We start from the raw sequence: 23,999 nt of genomic DNA, 5'->3' as shown, positions 1-23,999 counted from the left end.
CACTTATGAAATCTGTGTCTATTTGAATTAGACTGATAAAAAGACAAGAAGAATGAATGGTTTAAAATGATGAAAATATCGAGCCACTTGCTGTTTATGCTACCACTGGCCTTTGGTATTGGCATTGCTATGACTTTTCAAACGGCGCTGAATACACAGCTCCGAGAATATCTATACTCACCCCTGCAAGCCGCGCTGTTATCCTTTTTCATTGGGACCTGCGTTTTAGCGCTTTTGGTTGTGCTCCAACCTGTAGACAAACCACAGTTACATGATTTTTCCAATATTCCGTGGTACTTATGGCTCGGCGGCTGTCTAGGGGTTTATGCCATCAGTATAAGCATCTATACTGCGCCTAAATTAGGCTTTCTCACGTTTTCAGGCTTGGTTATTTTTGGACAAATCCTGACTTCGATGATTTTTGACCATTATGGTCTACTGGGTACCGAAAAAATCCCTGTCAATTGGCAGCGTTTACTTGGTGGCGTCGTAATTTTTATTGGTGTGCTTCTCACTTTACAACGCTGAATTTATTTAGACCAAGCACATGATGAATATGAGTAATTTTTGTGTCGACTACAAATAAAATCACGTCCCATCGTTTCGAATTAAAAAAGTTACTGGTGTTAATGCTGCCCATCCTGATCACGCAGTTTTCTCAGGCGGGTCTCGGGTTAATTGATACCATCATGGCGGGGCATTTATCCCCTACCGATTTAGCCTCAATTGCCGTCGGTGTCGGTTTATGGATACCAGTAATGTTGCTGTTCAGCGGCATCATGATTGCCACAACACCGTTGGTAGCAGAAGCCAATGGTGCACGCACCCCTGAAAAAATCGCCACTATTGCTCGTCAATCCCTTTGGGTGGCATTTATTTTGGGGAGCATTGCGGGTTTAATTTTACAAAGCATGCCACTCTTACTGCCACTCATGGGTGTACCTGAAAACTTACTGCCAAAAGCCAGCCTATTTTTACATGCCATTGGCTTTGGCATGCCTGCGGTGACTATGTATGCAGCACTGCGCGGATACTCAGAAGCACTCGGCCATCCACGTCCTGTCACTGTCATTAGCTTAGCGGCGTTAGTCCTTTTGGTTCCCCTGAATTTTGTCTTTATGTATGGTTTCGGCCCAATTCCAACACTCGGTTCAGCAGGCTGCGGATTTGCCACTGCGATTTTACAGTGGATCATGTTTTTCACCTTAGCCACTTACATTTTTAAAGCCTCGGCGTATCAAAAAACTCAAGTGTTTGGTACTTGGGAGAAGATGGATCGCTATTGGATCGAGCGTATTTTAAAACTTGGCCTACCTATTGGCTTAGCTATTTTCTTCGAAGTCAGTATTTTTAGCACCGCTGCGATTATTCTCAGCCCATTGGGTGAAACCATTGTGGCAGCGCATCAAATTGCAATGTCGGTCACCTCTCAGTTGTTTATGATTCCGATGTCCCTTGCCATCGCCCTGACTATTCGTGTTGGGACCTATTATGGCGAAAAAAACTGGGAGGCTATGCGAAAGGTGCAAAAACTCGGACTGGCGACAAGTACGGTTTTGGCGCTGATGACCATGCTGCTGATTGCATTGTTTCGCCCTGAAATTGTGGCGATTTATACCTCAGATCATGAAGTATCGGAAGTTGCGATGTATTTACTGCTGTTCGCACTCGCCTACCAGCTGATGGATGCTTGGCAAATTAGTGCCGCAGGCTGCTTACGCGGCATGCAAGACACCAAAGGCCCAATGTGGATTACCATGGTTGCCTATTGGATCGTGGCCTTTCCGGTTAGTATCTATTTAGCGCGCTATACCAACATAGGTGCAGCAGGTGTTTGGATTGGACTAATTGTCGGTTTAAGCGTGGCGTGTGCACTGCTCTTGCTCCGTCTTTATAATAACAATAAACGCCTCAGTCAGGACTATCCATAAGCCATACATGGCAATGAATAGGAAGGAGGCCGTTTCTTCCTATTCTAGCTGTTCTCCTGCTGTGCCAAAGCGTCTTTCAGACCTTGCGGCACCTCACTTTCATCCTCAACGTCTTTAACCACCACCTGCCCCACGATCACTTCACTGCCATTAAAGGTCATGGTGGGTGAACCATACAGGCTATAACCTTCATTCAGTGCTTGTGTGACACGCGCACAAAAATGCACATCGTCCTTGCCTGTAAAATAACGATAAACTTTCATTTATTTCTTACTCAAAATTTTTCGTACAGTGTAACGCGATTTTTAAATGCAGAGACATCTTGTGTGCAATTCACTCAACTGACCACTATTATTTAAATAGAAACATCAGCTTAACAATTTAAAGTAGGCGGTTTTGCATTTGTCGCCTATGATCAAATCTGAGATGTAATGAAAAATGCCCCGAGGAATATCGCATGGCAAATACGACTCGTACGCCCGGTCGTCGCTTTATGAAACTTGCCAGTATGACAGCAAGTATCGCAACCAAAACTGTGACCAATTCAATTAAAAACTTCAATGCCGATGAAGATAAAAAAAATGCGGCGCGCAGTCAGCTTTTTCAGGACATTGGACTTCAAATTGCAGATACCTTAGGTGAAATGAAAGGTGCCGTGATGAAAGTCGGGCAAATTGCATCTCAATACAAAGACATTTTCCCGCCTGAAGTGGCACGTGCAATTAGTAAATTACAACGTCAAGCGCCTGCGATGCCTTTTCAAGAGATCAAAGCTCAAGTTGAAAAAGAACTGGGTAAACCGCTCAATAAAATTTTTACAGCCTTTGAAGAACAACCCTTTGCCGCGGCCTCCATTGGTCAAGTGCATAAAGCTACTTTACCGAGTGGTGAGCAAGTTGTAGTTAAAGTTCAATATCCGGGTGTAGAAGAAGCCTGTGAAAGTGACTTAAAACAAGTCCGTTTAGCGCTCCGCTTAATGGGTGTGCTCAAAATTGACCGTAAGCTGCAAGATCAACTCTTTAAAGAAATTCAAGACAGTTTGGATAACGAGCTGAACTATCAAATAGAAGCGCAAAACTTGGAGGTCGCACGAACCTTTCATCAGGCCCTAGACCCTAAGATTATTATTCCTCAAGTCTATAAAGACTATTCAAGCCGCCATATTTTAACCTTAAGCTTAGAGCACGGCGAAAGCATTGAAACTGCCAGTACATGGTCACAAGACATACGCAATGAACTGGGGCGTCGTTTATTTCGTGCCATTGGCCGTGAGATTTTCTTCTTAAAGCGCTTCCACTGCGATCCACATCCGGGCAACTTTGCCTTCCGAGAAGATGGTAGCGTGATCGTGTATGACTATGGCGGTGTAAAAACCCTATCGCCTGAAATCTTGATGCATTTTAAGCAACTGATTCAAGCAGCGCGTGACAGTAATATCTTGGTCATCGAGCAGCAACTGACTGCTTTGCACTCGATGTCTGAGCAAGGCAAGTTCCCTGCCGAACTGTATAAAGCATGGTTAGAAGTGCTCATGCGTCCACTGACCACTTTGTATGACTTTGCTGAGAACTCAGCGCATCATGATGGTATTGAACTGGTCAAACCATCGCTAAAATATTGGGATGTGTTTAAACCCTCCCCCGATACACTAATGGTCAATCGCACAGTCTCAGGACATTATTGGAATCTGATTCATCTCAAAGTACACGACAACCTCAATGATCTATTTGAAGAGTTGGTCCCGCCTCCTGCATAAATAAAGACTGCGGGCACGATAAAATCGCTACAACTCAATAAACCCAGTTACATAAAGTCACTGGGTTTATTTTGACTTCTTAAGTGTTATATTATAACATTTCAAAATAATACATTTAAGGAGAAGTCTATGCGTGCCAATATTCATCCAGAGTATCGCGAAGTCCTGTTCCACGACACCAATGCCGATGCGTTTTTCGTGATCGGCAGTACCTTAGAAAGTCATCAAACTCGTGAGTATGAAGGCAAGACATATCCTTACGTCAGTTTAGATATCTCAAGTGCATCGCATCCATTTTATACAGGTGAACAACGCCAAACCAGTAATGAAGGTCGTGTTGCAAGCTTCAATAAACGTTTCTCGCGTTTCAAACGCTCACAATAATTTCATTTTTCTTTAAGCTATACGCGTTATAGTAAAGATATCAAGAAGCCTAAGACCTCCTCCAGCTTAGGCTTCTTTTTTATGCGTTCTTTTCTGGTTTCTATTTTAACCAGCTTTTTTCTTAATGTTTAAGCACACTATCTAACAGATAAAATCCGATCCCAAGGACGATGACCCCCACCACTAAACTCGACAGTGCATAACTCAAAGCCAGCACTGTTTGTCCCTGTCTAAATAACTGAAAAGTTTCGAGGCCAAAACTCGAAAATGTCGTAAAACCGCCCAATATGCCCACCATCAAAAATAAACGCGCTTCTTGTTGTAGTACTGGAAACTTCTGGCTAAAAGCAAAGAAAATACCCGCAGCAAAACAACCGATGATGTTGATCCACCATGTCGACCATGGAAAACTCATACTGGGTTTAAACAACCATAATCCTGCACCGTAACGTAAACAGGCACCTATTCCACCCCCCATTGCCACCAAGATCCAATTCATTGACCTATCCTATTCTTTACAAAATGCGGTATGGATAAGTCCAAAGTTATCCACAGTTCATCAACTATAACGTTATTAAACCTGAATCAATCTAACGACATCAAGGCTTTTCAAGCTTGAGCCAATTCTTAACATAAGCTCAAAAGTTTTCTCAAATGCAAAACTCACACATTCTTTACATGGGATATTGAATCCTGCATCGCCGAATATATTTACTTCACCCTAGTGTGCTCTATGACCAATAAAACATAGATTCCCAAAATCACTAGCAACAGTTCTTCATGCAAAACAGAAGGTTTTCTCTCAGGCAAAAACTCCCAAACATACAATTTTTGGGTATGATGTGGACATAAATTTAGTCGGAAATAGACGCATGGCACAAGTACTATTGGCTCAGCTTGCAGCGGGCGAAGCAAAATTTTCAGATGTATTGGCTTTTATTGAAGCAGCCTATACACATACACCAACTGCATTTAAAAATGGTTTACAGCACAATGCAGCAACTGAAAACCAAGGCAGTGCAAAAGTGTTTTCGTTTGCACAACTTCAAGGTCTCGATCAAGCGCAAACTTTAAGCCTATTTGCAGAACACTATGCTTCTGTTTTAGCCACACCTGATGCAACAGATCATCAAAATATTCGTCAGTTCATGTTGAATGGATGGGATGGTATTGAATTTGATGGTACGGCATTAACTGCAAAATAAAGATAAAAAACCACGTTCAAGCAACTTGAACGTGGTTTTCGAATATCACAATATTAATTTTATTATCAAATATTTATAAACACATTAACATTGATACACCTATAAGCATCCACAGATTTGACAACTAGGTTTCACGTGGAGCAAGACTTCATATGACTATTAATCGCCTAGAAAACATTAAAACAGCACGATGAAGTAACACAGCGCTACTTCCACATTACCCCTTTACCCGTTCGATCCATTGGATTGAGCTGACCCGAAATACTTCACATGCTCCATCGCCCGTATCGGTCGGGGTTAAGGATGAGGTCCAGACCATATCTTTGTCTTTAATTTCAACCAACTCACCTTTTAAACGAACCAAATCACCACGTTTTACATGTTTAATTTGTTTAGCAATTTCTGGGTTGGCTGGAATAATGTGCATATTTGACACCATTTGCATGGCTTGCTCGGCAGGCACAGGCAAACGATCGATTTTCCAGTTGAGATAACGGTCGTATTGATTCACGGTAATATGGCGTGCAATTTCAGGTTCAGCGAACAAGCCCCAGCTTACGGCGTAGTCAATCGGAGAGAATTTGGCTTGTGCATCATCCGAATACATTTTAGAACCTAAAATTCGAAAATCACCTTTAAACGGTTTCAACACCGAAATCGATTGATCTTTAGAGGTCGGCGCTAAACCTTTGGCAATGTTGTAATCTACAGTGGCACTTGCACTGATGGGTAACAGCAAACTGCTGAGTAAACTGAGCAGGATAAATTTAGATTTCATTGCAAACCTCATTCCCATCAACCTAGGAAAATACGAACCAATTTCATCATAGTCCAGTTTTCTGAAAAGAAGCTTATGAACTTAGTAACATTGTGAACGAATTATGCAGTCTACTTTTAGCCACAGCACTTTTCAGTTAGGCTAGAGCTGAAGAACAGAGCCTCAAAAACAATCATGCTTTATAAATACTATCAACAACACATCTTTCCACATGTCCTGAATCAGGTCATGCAAGTACCAAGCTTAATGGACAAGCGCCGCGAACTGCTTTTACCCATTCAGGGAGAGGTATTGGAAATTGGTTTTGGTACAGGGCTGAATCTGCCCTTTTATCAAAATGTCGATACTGTCTTTGCCCTTGAACCCAGTCCTGAAATTTATCATTTGGCTTTAGAGCGGGTACAAGCAGCAGCATTTGAAGTGCATCATGTACAAGCCCGTGCGGAAAAGCTGCCTTTTGCTGACCAGAGCCTTGAGCATGTGGTCAGTACATGGACATTGTGTAGTATTGCTGAGCTAGATCTGGCTTTGGCGGAAATATTACGCGTGCTCAAACCGGGTGGCACCTTACATGTAGTCGAACATGTATTAAATACAAATAACCTTTATATTCAACGTCTACAACACTTACTCACACCTGTGCAAAAGCGTTTAGCCGATGGTTGCCATCTCAATCGAAACATTGAACAGGCCTTAAAAACAGCAGGTTTTAATTTGATAGAACAACACTACTTTTATGCCGAAGGTATTCCTAAACTCGGACAATTGATGTTTTTTGCACGTGCTCAAAAGCCACACTCAAGCGATGGGTCATGATAGCCACGTAGAAGGTATCTGTTCTATATCAAGCAAGATACTTTCATGGGTAGACATCATCAAGCTTATTCGATCGTATCGAAGTCGATACGAACCGTTTCAAAACGAACCCGCCCTGCTTGAATCGCTTGCGCAATGGCAACTTGTCCTTTGGTTAACCTCGCCCCACCGCTTTTAATATCAATGAGAACAATTTCAATATCTTCTGCTCTTCCCTCACCATCACGCAGGTCGGTATAACCATCAAATACCACATAGTCGACAGGATCACCCAAAAACTTGGCATCGCTGGGTAAATATTCAAACTGGGGCATAATCGGTGCCAGTTGCTCTGCCATTTTACCTTTGAGCACTGCACGACTGGTATTGACACTGCGCTTTTGTGCTTGAGCCAAAGCCTGCTGATGCTCTAGTTCTAATTCGGCAATATAGCGCTCATATTCTGCTTTGATGCGTCCATTTCGGCTGTGACTTAAAATAAGAGTGGTCAAGACCACACCAATTGCTGCACCGATCAACATTGCCATCCATATGGACATGGTTTTTTCCTAATTTTGTGCTACAGGTAGCAAGATTTAAACTTACAACTTTGGTTTGGTGCCATATGCGACACACAAAAGAATGATATGCTAGAGGTGAGCAGAATAAAATCATTTAAGGTCATGAAAACGATATTAATCGCCAACCAAAAAGGTGGCTGTGGCAAAACAATAACCGCAATCAATTTAGCTTCGGCACTCGCACAAAAAGGTTATAAAGTGGCTTTGGCCGATGCTGATAATCAAAAATCTGCTCGTCAGTGGTTAAAACAACGCCCTGACCACATAGCACATATTGAAAGTTTGGATTGGCGTCATGAAAAATCAATTGGTGAAGTGCCTAAAAACATTGAATATTTAATTATCGATGCGCCGGGTGCGCTGTCTGGTGAGCATGCGGAACAGCTGGTCAGTGAAGCGCATGCGATTGTGACCCCACTGCAACCCTCGTTTTTTGATATTGACAGTACCCGTCGTTTTTTAAAGCATTTACAAGACATTAAACGCATTCGTAAAGGCAAAGTGCAAATTTTGCTTTTGGCTAATCGGGTCAAAGCCAATAGTGCCAGTGCCAAAGATATCCAAGATTTTTTTGCGAAAATTGAACAGCAACCTGTAGCATGGATTTCAGAACGTACTGCGTATGGCCAATTGGCAATGCAAGGTTTAAGCGTATTTGATAAAACACAAAAGAATTACCTCTCCATTCAAAGTCAATGGCAACCGCTGCTCAACGCCATTGTCGATGACCCAAGTGCTTGGTTCTAAAATATTTGCTATAGATAAAACGGGGCTATTCCCTATTTATAGTCGGTTATTCACGAGAACTTACTAAGGGTACGTTCTCGTGCGCATTTTTTTCAGTTAATATGACTTTGACCTTAGAGATATAGCAGTGAATACCGTGCAACGATACGCACCAGCCTTACAAAAAGTATTGTTATTTGGACTGATTTTTATTCTGTTCTATTTGAGCTTTCAAGTCCTGAAATACTTTATTGTACCTGTGCTTTGGGCTGCGATTATTGCCTACATCACTTGGCCTTTATATCACTCAGTACAGAAACTCTGTGGACCGCGTCCAACCTTAAGCGCCACCCTCATGATCAGTATGGTGGTTTTAGTTGTCGGTATCCCGCTAACCTTTGCCATCTTTATGCTGCAGCATGAAGGTCGTAATCTATTTTATGAACTACAAAGACAAGTGTTCTCAGGTCATTTAGATGTTCCGCAATTTATTCGAGACTTGCCCATTATCGGTAAAGAAGTCACCCGTACTTTAAAAGAAATCAACACCGATCCGAACAGTATTGTGCAAAATGTATCGGGCTGGTTTCAAAGCCACTTAAACTATGGTCGTTTGGTGCTGAGTGAAATCAGTAAGAATATTTTTAAACTCTGTTTTGCGGTGATGTCGTTATTCTTCTTCTATCGTGACGGACAAACCATTTTAAATCAGGTCAGTAAAGCGCTAGAAATGGTGATTGGCCCACGTATCCACCACTATTTAGACACCATTTCCGAAACAACACGTGCTGTAGTCTATGGGGTTGGCCTGACTGCAATTGCACAAGCACTCTTGGCAGGCCTGAGCTATTTTGTTGCTGGTGTCCCAAACCCAATGGTACTGACCATTGTGACCTTTATCTTTGCACTCATTCCTTTTGGCCCTCCTGTGGCATATAGTGCCGTGTCTTTATGGTTATTCTCTCAAGGACAGACTATTGAAGCGATTGGAGTGATGGCGTGGGGTGTTTGTGTGGTCAGCACGGCAGACAATGTGATCCGCCCATTGGTAATCTCAGGTGCAACGCAAATTCCATTCTTACTCATCATGTTTGGTGTATTGGGTGGTTTAGCCAGCTTTGGTATGGTTGGCTTATTTGTCGGCCCCGTGATTCTAGCAGTACTGTTAGCCATTTGGCGCGAATGGCTACATGAACAAGTCGATGAACCTCTCATGATGCCGAAAGCGACATTGGCCTATGATCCTCCTGAAGAGCCTTTAGATACGCCCAAAAAATAAGTTCAGCGAGATGACTTGAGCGCATGCTTTCCTCGAAAGTATGCGCTTTTTTATGTCAGATACAAAAACGCTGTACGGACAACATTGAACCGAAGTCCAGCCTTTGTTTGAATGGTTCTGAATTTTAAGGAAAAAAGGACCCAACATGTTGTCTTCTGCTTTCAAATTAAGCGCACTTGTGACTTTAATCGGTTTAGGGACTGTGGCATGTACCACTACACCTACTGAAACCAACACGATGGTCAAAGACGTCGATGTACACGCTGTTTCAACTGCAGGTGTAGGACAAAAAATTGGCACCATTCGTTTTATTGATAGCCCTGTTGGTTTAGCGATTCAAACCAATTTGACTCAACTTCCACCCGGCCCACACGGTTTTCATATCCATGAAAAAGGTTCGTGTGATGTGGCTGAAAAAGAAGGAAAACCTGTGGCTGCTTTAGCCGCTGGGGGACACTTTAACCCAGAAAAAGTGCCAACCCACGGCACACCACTGAATGGCCATCTAGGTGATTTACCCATCTTGAATGTCGACTCCGCAGGTAATGCAAAAGTCAATTTACTCGCTCCTCGCTTAAGTTTAGCCGACGTTAAGGGCTTAGCGGTGATGGTGCATGCCGGTGGTGATAACTATTCAGATACCCCTAAACCACTTGGCGGTGGCGGTGACCGTATCGCGTGTGGCGTGATTAAGTAACTCTATCGCCCACTGCACTGTGAATAAAGCACTGTTTTGACCGCACACATGTGGATAAGTTTCGACTTATACACACAATGCAGCGGAGCCATGATCCGCTGCATTTTTATTGTCATAGGCGAATTTTTCATGCAATGGAGCACCGCATTAAATTGACAGTGCCCTGAAAAAAGTTCAGGCTAAAACCAAAATAAAACTAAGACTAGACTATTACATCGTGAACAATTTTCGTCAGTGGTTTCAGTCCTTTCAGTCTAATGCAATTTTTATGTATTGCTTGCAAATCTTGATTGTGCTGAGTGGCACAACCTTAGGTTTATATTTTTTAGGACTGCAACAGTTCATCGTTCCGACCACATTAGGCGCAATTGCAACAACCTTAACTGACTTCGATGATAGGCTCAGCATTCGTCTCAGAAACCTAGCCTATGTCTGTATCTTGTTCTTTAGTGTTAGTAGCATTTTAGATTTTTTACATCCTTATAAATTCCTCTTCATCTTATATTTATCATTGTCTAGTGCTTGTTTTATTTTACTGGGGGCACTGGGACAACGCTATGCAGCAATGAGCTTTGGCACCATTCTACTTTCCCTATACAGTATGTTTGGCCTAGGTGAATATTCTGTGTGGTACTTTCAACCCAGTTGTTTTGTCTTGGGCGCATTGTGGTATAGCTGTACCGCCATTGTGTTTTATATCCTTAAACCCACCTTGGCCGTTCAGGACAACTTAGCCCGCTGTTTTAATCAAGTTGCCGATTTGCTCAACGCAAAAGCACGTCTATTCGATCCAGACAATCGAGACAATGTAGAAGCGCTTCTCTACGATTTATCCCTACAAAACAGTACTGTGGTGCAAAGTTTTAACCACACCAAAAGCTCACTACTGACGCGACTAAAAGCATCTCGCGCTAACCAAAATATAATTTATTGGCTTAACCTCTATTTTCTCGTTCAAGACATTCATGAACAAGCCAGCTCTAATTATTTGCACTATGAGCAGTTACATCAAAACTTTAGCCGAACTGATCTCATTTTTCGTATTCAAAAAAATATTCGGCTGCAAGCCCTTTCCTGTCAGGCTTTGGCACGGTGTATTTTGAACAATCAAACCTATGTATCAGATCCGAATACGAATCAAGCATTGCTGAATTTACACAGTTCCATGCAGGACTGGGTCAGGGACAATCCACACAATATTGAAGTCAAAAACCTACAACTGATTTTAAATAATTTAGACAGTGTGCATGAACGTTTTCAGCACCTCAACGAACTACAATCGCGCCAAGAACAGCGTTATCAGCAGCATATTGATAACCTCAATTTATATGATGATGATATCCATGATTGGCATGATCTGTGGCTCAAACTCAGTCAACATCTCACCCCCAAATCCGCACTGTTTCGCCATGCTGTACGCATCGCCTTTGTCTTTACTGTAGGTTATGGCATCTCACTTCTACCCTTTGCGCAACATGGCTATTGGATTTTGCTCACCAGTTTATTTGTTTGCCAAATGCGTTATTTCGCCACCAAAAGCCGCTTAAAAATGCGAACCTTGGGCACTATTTTGGGCGTTGTCTTAGGGGTTCCACTGCTGTATTTCGTGCCGAGTATTGAAGGACAACTGCTACTAAGCATTATTTTTGGCGTGTGCTTTTTCTATCTCAGTTCCAAAAAATATGCCATGGCGACCCTGATGGCAACACTCATGGTGCTGCTGATTTTTAATTTAAAAGGTGCAGGTTATGCCATTATTTTACCGCGAATTATAGACACCCTCATTGGTTGTGCCATTGCTTGGTTCGCAGTGAGTTTTATTTGGCCCGATTGGGACTTCCGCAATATTTCCAACACCATTAAAAAAGCATCCGATGCAACCCTCAACTATTTTGATGCCATTTGTGAACAGTACCAACAGGGCAAAAATAATAGTCTGAGTTACCGCAGTGCGCGTCGTACTGCGCATAATGCTCAAACTGAACTTGCAAGCATGATTTCTAGTCTCAGTACCGAGCCCAATCCCAACCCAGAACTGGTACATCATGCTTTTCGCTACTTGGTATATAGCCACAGTCAACTCAGTTATATTTCTGCTTTGGGAAGTCACCGAGAATTGGTGCAGGATACACAAGTGCTGGAACTGATGCTGTGGTGTCAAAATACGCTGAATCATGTACTGCTCCATCAGCAGGCATTAGCTGAACTCGACATCCAGCAGAAACTGGCAGAGATTAAACGTTTAAATGCGCAAGAAACAATGAGTCAGAATTTACACTTGGTCCTCAAACAAATCAGTCTACTACTGGAAACCTTGCCTGAATTGCTGAAGTTAAAAACTGAACTGCTGGCCCGAGACATTAAATAAAACGGACGACACAACGACTATCTTTAAATGGTTCATGATGTACGGGTGTATTGTGGTTCATTTTTATCTGGTTCTTGCGTACACTCGAGCTTCATTCTCATAGATTTTTTGACCATGAACATTCAGACATTACGTGTTGTAGGATTTTTAGAAGGGATTTCTTTTTTACTGTTGTTATTCGTTGCGATGCCAATGAAATATATCTTTGATAACCCCATCCTAGTCAAATACGTGGGTATGGGGCATGGCGTATTGTTTGTCCTTTTTCTCATCGTGCTGTTTGTGGTCTGTGAAAAGCAAAAATGGTCTTTGAAGATGTTTATTCTAGGTTTGATTGCTTCGATCTTACCTTTTGGACCTTTTGTGTTTGATGCCAAAATTAAAAAATTAGAACCTGAGCAAGCTGAAGCCTAAGTTTAAAAAACTGGCTTTAAAAAGGATTTTTTAAAACCTTAATAAAAAAGCGCCCATTCAAATGAATGCACGCTTTTTTATGATGTGCACTTCGCTGAATTCAGCGAATAAAATTTTAGTAAACACCACGCTCCAGACGTTTTTTCATCACTTTTTTCACGGTCGCACGTGGAAAGCTAAACCAAAGTGCAATCAATATCAGGCAGACCAAGCTATAGGCCCAAAGACCAAATGCCACATAAGCCATGCGAACCAGTTCAATCACGAAGAAGAAGGTAAACATCATCAGTACCGAAACGGCTGCGGCAACCGTCCCTTTGGACACTTCCGATGACATCAACGCAAAGCGATATAACACAGAAAAACTAATACCTTCGCCAAAGCTCACCAAAGTCATCCCCACAATCAGTAAAGGCAAGAAATAGCTTTGGAAAATCGTGCCGAGCACCACCAACAGTGTACCAACGAACATCAAAGGCAAACCGAGTAACACAGTTTTACCCAGTACCATTTTGTCGATGACTTTAATCAGTACTATGTTGCCCAGAATGAGACCACCCAAGACGGGGAACTGCGCTAAGCCGTATTGCATACTGCTCAACCCAAGTTCTTCCACCAAAATCACAGGCGACAGCGCAATCCACAGCATCAATGGCATGGCGACCATAGGCAAACCAAAGGTGAGCGCCAAAAAGGTCTTATTTTTATAGACCGTTTTATAGTCATCCCAAATATAGCGCAGTGGCTTTTTCGGATGACGCTGTTGTGTCGCAGGCATTTTGGCTTTTAAACCAAACCAACTTAAAAAAGCCAAAAAGGCGATGCCAATAAAACCCCAATGCCATGACACATGGTCAATCATAAACGCCCCGACCACAGGACCAAGTAACGGTGCTAGCAAAGAAATATTCGCCATAAGAGCCATGACTTTAATAGCATCACGCTCTTCAAAACTTTCCTGTACTGCGGCATAACCCACCGCAGAAATCATCGATAACCCCACGCCTTGTAAAAAGCGGAGCGCCAAAAAAGGCTCAATGTTTTGAGTGAGTAAAATTGCAAGGCAGGTCAGCACAAAAAATGCCACACCCGAGAGCAGCACTTTTTTGCGGCCTAAACGGTCTGAAAGTGGTCCAAGTAGCCATGCGACACAAGCCCCGCCCAGTAAATAAAAGGACATAGACGATGGTGCCCATGCACTGCTTACCCCAAAGTCTTGGGTAATCGCGAGCATAGCAGGCTGGACTAAATCGTTACCGATATAGACCGAAAATTCGAATAAAACCAATGCCAAAGGAAACATCAATGTGGCACGGCTTAACTTTAAAGTTTGTACGTTTTGCATTGTTATCTACATATAAAATGCGTACAAGCCTGAGCAAAGTCAGTTAGAGGGAGAGACGACTAAGCCCAATGACAAGCACTGTAAAATTGAATAAAAAAATGTAATGGGTGCGAGAAATGCACACTAGTTTTACGCTGTATTCACAAAGCGTTTTTAGAAAAGGTGTTATTAAAATAGACCGAGCGGTGACACCGACAAAGCTCAGTTAAGCTATTTTAGCAGTGTTGCATCTGTTTGTATTGTTACTTTTTTAAGTTTCATCTGTCTTATTTGGTTTTGTATTAGGCGCTTTTGTTTTATCAAAAAAAATAGTCTTCTTTCTCATATAAAGCACTAAACAGATCATCAAAGTTCATTTCACCTTTTGACACATCCCAATTTTCTATTGCTTCCATTGCGGCCATAAAATGATCGTACTTCGTCGGTAAATAATGCGACAGATCAAAACCGTTCCCAACAATCAAAATATTCATTTTTATAAAACCCCAAAAAGCAAAAAAGCGCATCAACCGATACGCTTTTTATGAGGCAGACTCGCCTATATTTCAACCATAAATCAAAGATTTATTATGCACACTTCGCTGTTTGGAAGTTTTTGGTATTTTTACCACGCGCACATTGGTAAGAGGTTTTCGTCGCAGTTTTTTCCCAGTCTCCATCGACCAACTTAAAGTTATACACGGTACGCACCGACTTTACCGAATCATCTAGCAACCCTGTTTCAGTCACTTTAATTTCTGCCGCAGTCGGTGACTCAACTGTATTAAAGTACTGGCGGATTTCAACCGTAGCCAACTCATTACGCAAATCTGGACGCTCTTTGAGTACCTGAGCCAACGGCGTATCTGACGAACCGACTTTATTTACTAACTCTTTTGTCGTCGCACAACCTGACAATAATCCCACACATACGACTGAAGCTAAAATAAGACGCAACATAAATCCCTCCCAAAATTCATTATTTATCAGTCCATCATGCCTTTTTTAGGGCTATTACACTATTTAGTAAATGTAATTCAGTTCCTTCAGCCATAAAAAAGCGCATCACGATGGATGCGCTTTTAAAACCCAATTCGAACTTAAACGTCGAATAATTTACCTGGGTTCATAATGCCATTTGGATCGAAAACTTGCTTCAATGCCTTCATATATTCAATTTCTTCCACCGAACGCGTGTATTCAAGGTATGGCTTTTTGGTCATACCAACACCGTGCTCCGCAGAAATTGAACCGTCGTATTTTTTCACAGTTTCAAAGACATATTTATTCACTACCTGACATTTGGCAAAGAATTCGTCTTTGCTTAATTCAGCCGGTTTTAAAATATTTAAGTGTAAATTACCGTCACCAATATGGCCGAACCAGCAGATTTCAAAGTCTGGGTAGTTGCTTGCCACAATGGTATCAATTTCTTTAATAAATGCAGGAACGTGGGTAATCAACACTGAAATATCGTTTTTGTATGGTGTAAATGGAGCAATCGACTCAGAAATGTCTTCACGTAAGCGCCATAAGCTTTCCACTTGATCGAGGCTTTGGCTCAACACGCCATCCAGTACCCAGCCTTGCTCCATGCAGTGCTCAAAAATTTCCATCGCCTTGTCCATAATTGGCTCAAATGGCGCTTCAAATTCTAACAATACATAGAATGGACACTCGGTTTCGAATGGACGTTGTACATGACCATGTGCCAACACTTTTTGCATTGCCAGTTCACCAAAGAACTCAAATGCAGTCAGGTCAATTTTTGCTTGGAAAGCATGTAGTACAGGCATCACCGCATCAAAGTCAGGCACGCCCAATACCATTACTTGAAGGTCTTGCGGTTGGCGTTCTAGCTTGATTTCAGCTTCAGTCACTAAGCCCAGTGTCCCTTCACCACCAATGAATAAATGTTGCAGTGCATAACCCGTCGCGTTTTTGATCATGCCTTTGTTCAAACGCAGCACATCACCCTTACCCGTAACTACAGTTAAACCGAGTACCCAGTTACGCGTCATGCCGTATTTAATGACTTTGATACCGCCGGCATTGGTGCCAATGTTTCCACCAATTTGACTCGAACCCGCAGAAGCAAAATCGACGGGGTAATACATGCCTTGCTCTTCAGCATAGTTTTGCAGCTGTTCAGTCACCACGCCTGCTTGGACGCGAACCATACGGTCTGCTGGGAAGAATTCCAAAATTTGGTTCATCTTGTCCATGCTCACCACAATTTCACCGTTGGCAGCAACTGCACCGGCAGATAAGCCAGTACGCCCGCCTGATGGTGTAATCGCAACATTAAACTCATTTGCAAGTTTCACAACCGCTTGCACTTGTTCCGTGCTCGATGGAAAAACGATGACTGATGGGTTTGGATCAAAATGTTTGGTATGATCTCGTCCCCAATTTTCAAGGCTATCCACATCGGTTTTAATGCGGTTTTCACCTACAATTGCTGTCAATTGGGTCAATAACTCTGGGGTTAAAGCGACTGGAGCATTCATCGTTTTCAGACCTTGCAAGAAGTAAACAAGTTGTTTGTGGCGCTAGGGTTCTCTGCATGAAAAGCGCTTCATTTCAGTCTTTCCATGCCCTAAGGCTCAGGCAGTTCGTGAGGATTTAAGCAGCAGTGTGCAACTGGCTTATTTTCACGGAGTCATATTATAAGGCATTTTTTCTGTTTCCCGCAGAAAAAGCTGTTTTATTCAGGATACCTTTGAAATGATTAGTTTAATTAGACCAAAAAGACTTTTTTAGGCACCATAGAGGTTAAAAATACCCAGCAGAGTCCGCATAAAGGAAATGTATATCGGGCGCGGTACGTGCTATTATATCGCCACTAAATTTGGCCTTTGTAGCGGAGCCGTAATGAGCCAACATCTTTCACTTCCTAAAGATAAAATTCGTTTCTTGTTGTTAGAAGGCGTCCACCAAAACGCAATCGACACACTAAATGCTGCCGGATACACCAACATCGATTATCGTAAAACAGCGCTTGAAGGTGAAGCGTTGAAAGAAGCGATTAAAGATGCACATTTCATTGGTATTCGTTCCCGTACACAACTCACTGAAGAAGTGTTTGAAGCAGCGAATAAATTAATCGCTGTTGGTTGTTTCTGTATTGGTACCAACCAAGTGAACTTAAATGCTGCGATGGTTCGTGGTATTCCAGTATTTAACGCACCATACTCAAATACACGTTCAGTGGCTGAACTTGTACTTGCTGAAGCTATTCTTCTTCTTCGCCGTGTACCTGAAAAATCGACAGATACACATGCAGGCGGTTGGAACAAGTCAGCTGTTGGTTCGTTCGAAACTCGTGGTAAAACTTTAGGGATTGTCGGTTACGGTTCAATCGGTTCACAACTTTCTGTCCTTGCTGAAAGCTTAGGTATGAAAGTGATCTACTTCGACACAGTAACAAAACTACCATTAGGTAATGCACGTCAAGTCGGTAGCTTAAACGAACTTTTAGCCAATGCTGACGTGGTTTCTTTGCATGTACCTGATGTTCCGTCTACACGTAACTTCATGACCAAAGAAAAATTTGCACAAATGAAAGAAGGTGCAATCTTCATCAATGCTGCACGTGGTACATGTGTCGTGATTGAAGACTTAGCAGATGCTTTGAAATCAGGTCATGTTGCTGGTGCTGCGGTTGACGTGTTCCCGAAAGAACCAAAAGCCAATGGTGAAGAATTTATTTCTCCACTACGTAACATTCCAAACGTGATCTTAACCCCTCACGTAGGTGGTTCGACCATGGAAGCGCAAGCAAACATTGGTTTAGAAGTGGCTGAGAAATTCGTTTCATATTCAGATAAAGGGATGACTTTATCTGCGGTGAACTTCCCAGAAATCGCGTTACCGTTGACTGAAGGCAAACACCGTTTACTTCACATTCATAAAAACGTGCCAGGCGTGTTGTCAAAAATCAACAACTTGTTTGCTGAACACGGCATCAACATTTCTGGTCAGTCTTTAATGACCAAAGGGGATGTCGGTTACTTGGTAATGGATGTAGATGCAACAGCATCTCAAGAAGCTTTAGATACTCTACAAGACGTTGAAGGCACAATCCGCGTTCGCGTATTGTTCTAATTCGACTCTATTTAAAAACCACAGCTGCCAAGCTGTGGTTTTTTTATTTTTGAATACTTGTTAAAATTTTATGTGCGACCCAAGCACATTCTCCGCTACTTTTTGCAAGTATTCATTTCTCTATCTAGTATTCTAATAATGCCAAATCTAAAAAGTACTCCCCGCCTCCAAGCGACCTTTTTATTGCTGATTGCAATGCTCAGCTTGCAAAGTAGTGGTTCACTGGCCAAAGTGCTGTTCGATCAATTTCCCATTTTAACTGTTTCCGCCATGCGCTTGCTGTTGGGATCAATCATTTTGGCCGTGCTGTTTAAAATTTGGCAGGTTGATTTTAAGCAAGTCAAATATAAAGCCATTCTCAGCTATGGTTTTGCCTTGGCAGGGATGAACCTATTGTTTTATTTATCCATTGCTCGCCTGCCACTCGGCATTGCAGTCTCGTTTGAGTTTATTGGCCCGCTCAGTGTTGCGCTGTTTTATGCCAAACAACGCTTTGACTTTGTTTGGGTCGGGCTGGCTATTTTAGGCTTGGTTTTACTTTTTCCTTTCGACCAAGCAGCTCAACCTTTAGATCCTCTTGGGATCGCATTTGCACTAGGTGCAGGTGCATGTTGGGCCTTGTATATCGTGGCGGGGCAGCGCCCATCGGGTGTTTCGGGCAATCATACCGTGTGCTTAGGTATGTTTGTCGGCATGCTGATATTAATGCCGCTTGCCCTATTCAGTGGTTTACCCACAAATGTGTTTGAACCCTCAAACCTGATTTATTTCGTGGCTTTAGCAGTTTTAGCCAGCGCTTTGCCTTTTAGCTTGGAAATGATTGCGCTACGCAATTTAACCGCTCTAAGTTTTGGAACGCTCATGAGCCTTGAGCCTGCCATTGCAGCACTGTCTGGTTTTGTCTTTCTAGGCGAGCAACTATTGTGGTCACAGTGGCTTGCACTTAGCGTGATTATCATGGCATCTATTGGTTGTACCTATACAGCTCAGAAAAACCGCCAAACTACAGTTTAAACGATGTAATCCAGAGTTTGAATTTAGCTTTTAAATCCAACGGTTCTATCGATTACTTTTAAATTCATGTCGTTGCATTTCAAAAAATCAGCTTATTCAGCATCCAACTTGGGTTGTGAATCGTTATACTAATCCACCTTCTTAAAATAACAGGTCTCCATGACCTAATGTGTGCATGATGCCTAATTCTCAACTGATGGCAGTGATGTTCATGGTCTTGTCCATGCTGTCCTATCAAATCAGTGCTTCTTTTGCCAAGCAGTTGATTGCCATCCTTGACCCGCTAACCGTGGTGACCCTTAGACTGTGCTTTGCAGCAATTTTAATTGTGCTGATGTTCCGCTCATGGAGCATCATGAAACGCCTACCGCATTTAAAGTGGAAAGATTTACTCAGCTACACGGCAGCCTTATGCCTCATGAATATTTTATTCTACGCTTCGCTGGGTAAACTGCCGCAAGGTATTGCCGTAGGTTTAGAGTTTTTAGGCCCTTTAACTTTAGCGCTACTCTCGATTAAACAACGTCGTGATTATATTTGGGTCGGATTAGCGATTTTAGGCATTGCACTGATGGTGCCGTGGCATCAAGCCAATGCAACCAACTTCTCTTTCTTAGGTGCTGCATTTGCGGTTTTGGCGGGTGCGTGCTGGGCGCTGTATATTTATTTTGGGCAAAAAGTCGTCCGTCAAAATATCGGCATGCATGCCCTCAGTATTGCTATTGTGATCTCAGCCTTGGTGCTACTGCCCATTAGCGCCACGCATAACCCTACAGCGCTAATGCAAACGGAATACTGGCCCAAAGCCTTATTGATTGCACTACTCGCCACAACCATTCCCTATGCTCTAGACCTCATGGCTTTGAAACGTTTAAGTAAACTCAGCTATGGGACGCTTTCAAGTTTGTCACCGGCTTTAGCAGCCTTGGCAGGTTGGTTACTACTGAAAGAACAAATTAGCATGTGGCAAACGTTGGCGCTGGTTTGCATTATGATTGCCTCTGTTGGGGTTACCTTTAGAGCCAAACAGCAAAGTGATGACGCGATTTAATCACAAAAGATGGCACTCGCCATCTTTTGTTTAAAATGGACTTAAACCAAACTGTCTTTTTCAATTTTTTTGTACTTTTTGTATTCCTGCTGATACTGCTTAGCGAGTGCAGTCTTTTCAGCATCGAGTAAAATTTTTCCTGCTTGCTGAAAGAAACCATGCTCTTCTTCTTGTAAGTGATGATGTATGGTTTCCGATAATTTTTTTGCAATTGCCAACCAACCCGGATTGGAGAATTCCGTCTCCGTCAGTTGCTCCAATAACTCATCCATTTTATGGTGCTCTGCCAAAGCATGGCGGGTAATGTTGAGGCCCGAATCAGTCATCATTAAAGGGATATAAAAATAACGATCTTCTGCCACAGCATGGGCAAATAATTCATTTTTAAGGCGTTCAAATAGCTCACGGCGCTCAGGCGTATCCCCTGAAGTTTCGAGTAGTCGTTCAGCCAAATTTCGTTGTATAACGTGACTTTGTCTTAAGGCTTCAAATATATTCATTCTATGCTCCAGTTCCGTTCAGCTTAAAACATCATTTTTATTGCAAAGCTTCTTGGCACAGCATTAAGTGCGCTGTATTTATCTTAAATGCAATAAACGAGAAATGAGGTCACAGACTACGCGTTTTTTGTAATGAAGTTTTAAAGCTATCTCACCATTACATCAAAAACATTTGATAACTCAATCTTACGATCAGAATTGTCACCAAAATAAGAAATAAAATACGAATAAAGCCGCTGCCATATTTCAGCGCCATTTTTACCCCACAAATAGACCCGATCATATTTGCGACGGCCATCATGCCTCCTAAAGCAAAGAGCACATGCCCTGAGGGAATGAAAAAGCTTAGCGCTGCAAGATTGGTCATCACATTGCCAATTTTAGCCAATGCCGCCGCATGCAAAAAATCAACGCGTAAATAGCGAATAAAATAGAAAATAAAGAAACTGCCCGTGCCTGGGCCAAACAAACCATCATAAAAGCCAATGGCTAAACTTCCGAGACCCGCCAACAACAAAATTTTAGGCGTCACAGTTTGCGCCATATGCACTTGCCCAAATTGCTTCTTCATGAGGGTATAGACCGCCATCACAATCAACATGAGCAAGACAAAGGGTTGGAGAACTTCTTTTGGAATCATGGCCACACTGGCCGCGCCCCAAAATGAACTGATGGTGGCACACACTGCGACCACAGCCAAAAGTTTCCATTCAAAGCGAACTTTGCGAGCAAAGGAAACGGCGGAAGTAGCTGTACCCACCACTGCCGCTAATTTGTTGGTGCCAAATAAAGTAGCAGGCGCCATCGACGGAAATGCATTCATCAAAGCGGGAATTTGGACCAGCCCACCACCACCGACGGCAGCGTCAATTGCGCCTGCACAAAAGGCAAAAAAGATCAGACTGATAATAATGTCAATGTCCACGCCTTATCCTTTTTTACCGAGTGATATATTTCGATTATAGATTTAAAACCCGCTTTGGAACCAATCTTTTCTTATCCGTAATTTCAGCCAAGCCTAAGCATTTTTCCCCATCGAAAACCAAGACCTGTGCTTCGGCTGTATGCTCAATATTACTTTCCATACCGCGACTAAAATATTCACTGCGTCCTTCTGGAACTTGTACTTTAGGAAAATGATCTACAGGTGCATATACAGGTAACAACAGTGCTTCGCGCTCTTGTTCAGACAAACCTTCCAAATACTCAATGGTATAACTTGGAATCAGATCAAAATGACCTGTTTTAATGCGGTGTAAATAAGTTAAATGACCATAAGTACCCAATGCCTTCGCAATATCTTCGCCTAAAACACGAATATATGTACCTTTCGAGCAGGTAATATCAAGGGTGACGCTGTCTGCTGTGAATGAAAGCAACTCAATCGCAGAGATGGTAACCGGACGGGCTTCACGCTCAATTTCAATCCCTTTACGGGCTAGCTCATATAAAGGACGACCATCTTTCTTCAAAGCGGAATACATTGGTGGAACTTGCTTAATATCACCCACAAACTGATCCAAAACGGCTTCAATCAAATCTTCGGTTAACTCAGGTACAGCCTGCTCTAACAACTGCTCGCCTTCTACATCACCTGTGGTGCTACTGTGACCCAGCTGAATGGTGGTTTGATAGCGCTTCACCGAGTCCAACAAAAAGTGCGAAAACTTGGTTGCTTCGCCCAAACAAATCGGCAGCAGTCCCGATGCCAATGGATCAAGCGCTCCCGTATGCCCCGCCTTTTGCGCACGGTATAACCAGCGCACTTTTTGCAATGCCGCATTTGAACTGATCCCCAATGGCTTATTCAATAAAAATACACCATTCACGGCACGGCGCTGGATTTTTGAAGCAGATGATTTCATAACATAGACACGTCTTAAAGCTGCCGCAATACTATCAACCGCTTGTCTAGTTTTACAACTTTTCTGTTGTTTATTTGCCCTTTTGTTTCAGAATAAATTGAGTTCATTCATATGAACCAAATAAAAAATACAATAGGGATGTTAGGCATAGGATATGCAAAAAAAGAAATTATGGCTCATTTTCGCCGTGATCATCGTTGTCATTCTTGGTTTTCTCATTTGGCTCGCACCCAATGCAACTGTTGGCTCAAACCAAGGGCCGATTAGCTCTAGTGCTCAAAATACGACAGGCTTATTACCCGCAGCGTCAGACTTGCCACATGCTTCAGGGCTGCCTTTTGTCAGTAACAGCCAACAGGACACCGAAATCAACTGCCAACTGGTGCTCGACCAAGGTAATCGCTTAGTTGTTAATGAACAAACACGTAACTGTTTTGAATATTTTATCACCCAATATGGTGAAAAAAATATTGACCAGATCAAGCAAGATTTTAAAGACTATATCCAGGAAGGTTATCAAGAACCTGCGCTTAAGCAAATTTTAGATCTGTGGACTCGTTATTTAGATTATCGTGTGCAATTGGGGAGCCTGAAGGAGCCAAGCCTAAATAAAGAAGACCCTGAGTACTATCGTAAAATTTTTACTTCGATGAAAAACCTACGTAGCCAGTTCTTTTCCGACTATGAAATCGAAGGCCTCTTTGGCGCTGAAAATACCTACCATGAATATACCTTAGACCGCATGAGCATCATGGCAGATCAGTCCTTAACTGAAGTACAAAAAGCCCAAAAACTAAAAGAGCTGTTTGCTCAACTGCCTGAAGATTGGAAAGAAAACCTAGAACAACTCTCCAAACTCGAAGATCTGCGTAAACTGACCTCAGATATTAAAGCACGCGGCGGTTCTGCCGAAGAAATTCGCCAAATGCGCCAGAATCTTGTCGGTGCCGAAGCGACCGTACGCCTAGAAAAACTCGACCAAGATCGAAACAATTGGAAATCTCGGGTCAGCACTTACTTAGAACAACGCGACAGCATTCTTAAAAGCAATATGAATCAAGACGCACAGCAGCAAGCCATTCAAAAACTACGTGATCAACAGTTTAATAATTCACAAGAACAACTTCGACTAGGAGCCTTTGAAACCACGCATGACACAGGAGGAAAACTTCCGTTCGCAGATTAAAGCTATACCGTGTTTGACTTTTTCAGGATGAAAAAAAT

General features: G+C 42.5%; 25 protein-coding genes and 1 pseudogene. 15 read left to right on the top strand and 11 right to left on the bottom strand.

The window, feature by feature from the left end:
• Nucleotides 1-66 precede the first annotated feature (66 nt).
• Both ACG9ZB_RS04730 and ACG9ZB_RS04725 read left to right on the top strand, forming a co-directional pair.
• Nucleotides 67-528: a DMT family transporter gene (locus ACG9ZB_RS04730; RefSeq protein WP_419324465.1), complete on the top strand. Its 462-nt coding sequence runs from the start codon at nt 67-69 to the stop codon at nt 526-528.
• A 101-nt stretch (nt 529-629) separates the two neighbouring features.
• Nucleotides 630-1,931 (top strand): MATE family efflux transporter, encoded by a 1,302-nt coding sequence (locus tag ACG9ZB_RS04725; protein WP_419324532.1) that lies wholly within the window; start codon nt 630-632, stop codon nt 1,929-1,931.
• Between the two features lie 44 nt (nt 1,932-1,975).
• Here the strand turns inward: ACG9ZB_RS04725 and ACG9ZB_RS04720 are convergent, their stop codons facing one another.
• A complete protein-coding gene (locus ACG9ZB_RS04720; protein ID WP_176538351.1) occupies nt 1,976-2,194 on the bottom strand; it encodes a DUF1737 domain-containing protein in 219 nt (72 codons plus the stop codon).
• A gap of 194 nt (nt 2,195-2,388) precedes the next feature.
• Between ACG9ZB_RS04720 and ACG9ZB_RS04715 the strand changes: the two genes are divergently transcribed.
• Both ACG9ZB_RS04715 and ACG9ZB_RS04710 read left to right on the top strand, forming a co-directional pair.
• Nucleotides 2,389-3,687: an ABC1 kinase family protein gene (locus ACG9ZB_RS04715; protein ID WP_419324463.1), complete on the top strand. Its 1,299-nt coding sequence runs from the start codon at nt 2,389-2,391 to the stop codon at nt 3,685-3,687.
• A gap of 129 nt (nt 3,688-3,816) precedes the next feature.
• Nucleotides 3,817-4,071, top strand: coding sequence for a type B 50S ribosomal protein L31 (locus tag ACG9ZB_RS04710; protein ID WP_419324461.1), 255 nt, complete (start codon nt 3,817-3,819; stop codon nt 4,069-4,071).
• 121 nt (nt 4,072-4,192) lie between these two features.
• Here ACG9ZB_RS04710 and crcB read toward each other — a convergent pair whose 3' ends face one another.
• Nucleotides 4,193-4,570: a fluoride efflux transporter CrcB gene (gene crcB, locus ACG9ZB_RS04705; protein WP_419324459.1), complete on the bottom strand. Its 378-nt coding sequence runs from the start codon at nt 4,568-4,570 to the stop codon at nt 4,193-4,195.
• 373 nt (nt 4,571-4,943) lie between these two features.
• Here crcB and ACG9ZB_RS04700 point away from each other — a divergent pair, with 373 nt between their 5' ends.
• The gene (locus ACG9ZB_RS04700; protein ID WP_104221770.1) at nt 4,944-5,276 is read left to right on the top strand and encodes a HopJ type III effector protein; all 333 of its coding nucleotides are present in this window, start codon (nt 4,944-4,946) and stop codon (nt 5,274-5,276) included.
• 217 nt (nt 5,277-5,493) lie between these two features.
• On the opposite strand, the gene ACG9ZB_RS04695 is transcribed toward ACG9ZB_RS04700, so the two are convergent.
• The gene (locus tag ACG9ZB_RS04695) at nt 5,494-6,054 is read right to left on the bottom strand and encodes a hypothetical protein (RefSeq protein ID WP_058870379.1); all 561 of its coding nucleotides are present in this window, start codon (nt 6,052-6,054) and stop codon (nt 5,494-5,496) included.
• A gap of 174 nt (nt 6,055-6,228) precedes the next feature.
• Here ACG9ZB_RS04695 and ACG9ZB_RS04690 point away from each other — a divergent pair, with 174 nt between their 5' ends.
• The gene (locus ACG9ZB_RS04690) at nt 6,229-6,870 is read left to right on the top strand and encodes a class I SAM-dependent methyltransferase (protein ID WP_419324457.1); all 642 of its coding nucleotides are present in this window, start codon (nt 6,229-6,231) and stop codon (nt 6,868-6,870) included.
• A 65-nt stretch (nt 6,871-6,935) separates the two neighbouring features.
• Here ACG9ZB_RS04690 and ACG9ZB_RS04685 read toward each other — a convergent pair whose 3' ends face one another.
• Nucleotides 6,936-7,409: a Holliday junction resolvase-like protein gene (locus ACG9ZB_RS04685; RefSeq protein WP_004691414.1), complete on the bottom strand. Its 474-nt coding sequence runs from the start codon at nt 7,407-7,409 to the stop codon at nt 6,936-6,938.
• Between the two features lie 123 nt (nt 7,410-7,532).
• On the opposite strand from ACG9ZB_RS04685, the gene ACG9ZB_RS04680 reads away from it, so the two are divergent.
• The 5 genes from ACG9ZB_RS04680 to ACG9ZB_RS04660 all read left to right on the top strand — a co-directional run bounded on the left by ACG9ZB_RS04680 (nt 7,533) and on the right by ACG9ZB_RS04660 (nt 12,914).
• Nucleotides 7,533-8,177 carry a ParA family protein gene (locus ACG9ZB_RS04680; protein WP_419324455.1) on the top strand — a complete coding sequence of 215 codons (645 nt, stop codon included), beginning with the start codon at nt 7,533-7,535 and terminating at the stop codon, nt 8,175-8,177.
• Between the two features lie 136 nt (nt 8,178-8,313).
• Nucleotides 8,314-9,435, top strand: coding sequence for an AI-2E family transporter (locus ACG9ZB_RS04675; protein WP_419324530.1), 1,122 nt, complete (start codon nt 8,314-8,316; stop codon nt 9,433-9,435).
• 145 nt (nt 9,436-9,580) lie between these two features.
• The gene (gene sodC / locus ACG9ZB_RS04670) at nt 9,581-10,132 is read left to right on the top strand and encodes a superoxide dismutase [Cu-Zn] SodC (RefSeq protein ID WP_419324452.1); all 552 of its coding nucleotides are present in this window, start codon (nt 9,581-9,583) and stop codon (nt 10,130-10,132) included.
• Between the two features lie 217 nt (nt 10,133-10,349).
• Entirely contained in the window at nt 10,350-12,500 is a 2,151-nt protein-coding gene (gene yccS / locus ACG9ZB_RS04665) for a YccS family putative transporter (RefSeq protein ID WP_419324450.1), read from the top strand.
• A 114-nt stretch (nt 12,501-12,614) separates the two neighbouring features.
• Nucleotides 12,615-12,914: a DUF3817 domain-containing protein gene (locus ACG9ZB_RS04660; RefSeq protein ID WP_419324449.1), complete on the top strand. Its 300-nt coding sequence runs from the start codon at nt 12,615-12,617 to the stop codon at nt 12,912-12,914.
• Between the two features lie 115 nt (nt 12,915-13,029).
• On the opposite strand, the gene ACG9ZB_RS04655 is transcribed toward ACG9ZB_RS04660, so the two are convergent.
• From ACG9ZB_RS04655 to ACG9ZB_RS04640, 4 genes and pseudogenes are all read right to left on the bottom strand, one after another.
• A complete protein-coding gene (locus tag ACG9ZB_RS04655; RefSeq protein WP_419324447.1) occupies nt 13,030-14,259 on the bottom strand; it encodes an MFS transporter in 1,230 nt (409 codons plus the stop codon).
• Between the two features lie 302 nt (nt 14,260-14,561).
• Nucleotides 14,562-14,732: pseudogene (locus ACG9ZB_RS04650) on the bottom strand (AbiH family protein); the annotation flags it as partial.
• Between the two features lie 94 nt (nt 14,733-14,826).
• Nucleotides 14,827-15,198 (bottom strand): hypothetical protein, encoded by a 372-nt coding sequence (locus ACG9ZB_RS04645; RefSeq protein WP_419324445.1) that lies wholly within the window; start codon nt 15,196-15,198, stop codon nt 14,827-14,829.
• A gap of 140 nt (nt 15,199-15,338) precedes the next feature.
• On the bottom strand, nt 15,339-16,748 hold the full coding sequence (locus ACG9ZB_RS04640; RefSeq protein ID WP_419324444.1) for an FAD-binding oxidoreductase: 1,410 nt from the start codon (nt 16,746-16,748) through the stop codon (nt 15,339-15,341).
• A gap of 364 nt (nt 16,749-17,112) precedes the next feature.
• Here ACG9ZB_RS04640 and serA point away from each other — a divergent pair, with 364 nt between their 5' ends.
• From serA to ACG9ZB_RS04625, 3 genes are all read left to right on the top strand, one after another.
• Nucleotides 17,113-18,345, top strand: coding sequence for a phosphoglycerate dehydrogenase (gene serA, locus ACG9ZB_RS04635; RefSeq protein ID WP_004691438.1), 1,233 nt, complete (start codon nt 17,113-17,115; stop codon nt 18,343-18,345).
• 138 nt (nt 18,346-18,483) lie between these two features.
• Entirely contained in the window at nt 18,484-19,359 is an 876-nt protein-coding gene (locus ACG9ZB_RS04630; RefSeq protein WP_419324442.1) for an EamA family transporter, read from the top strand.
• Between the two features lie 178 nt (nt 19,360-19,537).
• Entirely contained in the window at nt 19,538-20,410 is an 873-nt protein-coding gene (locus ACG9ZB_RS04625) for an EamA family transporter (protein WP_201706839.1), read from the top strand.
• Between the two features lie 41 nt (nt 20,411-20,451).
• Here ACG9ZB_RS04625 and ACG9ZB_RS04620 read toward each other — a convergent pair whose 3' ends face one another.
• From ACG9ZB_RS04620 to truB, 3 genes are all read right to left on the bottom strand, one after another.
• Nucleotides 20,452-20,910, bottom strand: a complete 459-nt coding sequence (locus tag ACG9ZB_RS04620; protein ID WP_419324439.1) for a hemerythrin domain-containing protein — start codon at nt 20,908-20,910, stop codon at nt 20,452-20,454.
• A gap of 157 nt (nt 20,911-21,067) precedes the next feature.
• On the bottom strand, nt 21,068-21,835 hold the full coding sequence (locus ACG9ZB_RS04615) for a sulfite exporter TauE/SafE family protein (protein ID WP_419324437.1): 768 nt from the start codon (nt 21,833-21,835) through the stop codon (nt 21,068-21,070).
• Nucleotides 21,836-21,869: 34 nt separating this feature from the next.
• Entirely contained in the window at nt 21,870-22,775 is a 906-nt protein-coding gene (gene truB / locus ACG9ZB_RS04610) for a tRNA pseudouridine(55) synthase TruB (protein WP_419324435.1), read from the bottom strand.
• A 154-nt stretch (nt 22,776-22,929) separates the two neighbouring features.
• Here truB and ACG9ZB_RS04605 point away from each other — a divergent pair, with 154 nt between their 5' ends.
• The gene (locus tag ACG9ZB_RS04605) at nt 22,930-23,961 is read left to right on the top strand and encodes a lipase secretion chaperone (protein WP_419324433.1); all 1,032 of its coding nucleotides are present in this window, start codon (nt 22,930-22,932) and stop codon (nt 23,959-23,961) included.
• Nucleotides 23,962-23,999 lie beyond the last annotated feature (38 nt).

This window comes from Acinetobacter johnsonii, assembly GCF_048551975.1.
Lineage (GTDB): Bacteria > Pseudomonadota > Gammaproteobacteria > Pseudomonadales > Moraxellaceae > Acinetobacter > Acinetobacter johnsonii_A.
This window is presented reverse-complemented; position numbering and strand designations above follow the sequence as displayed.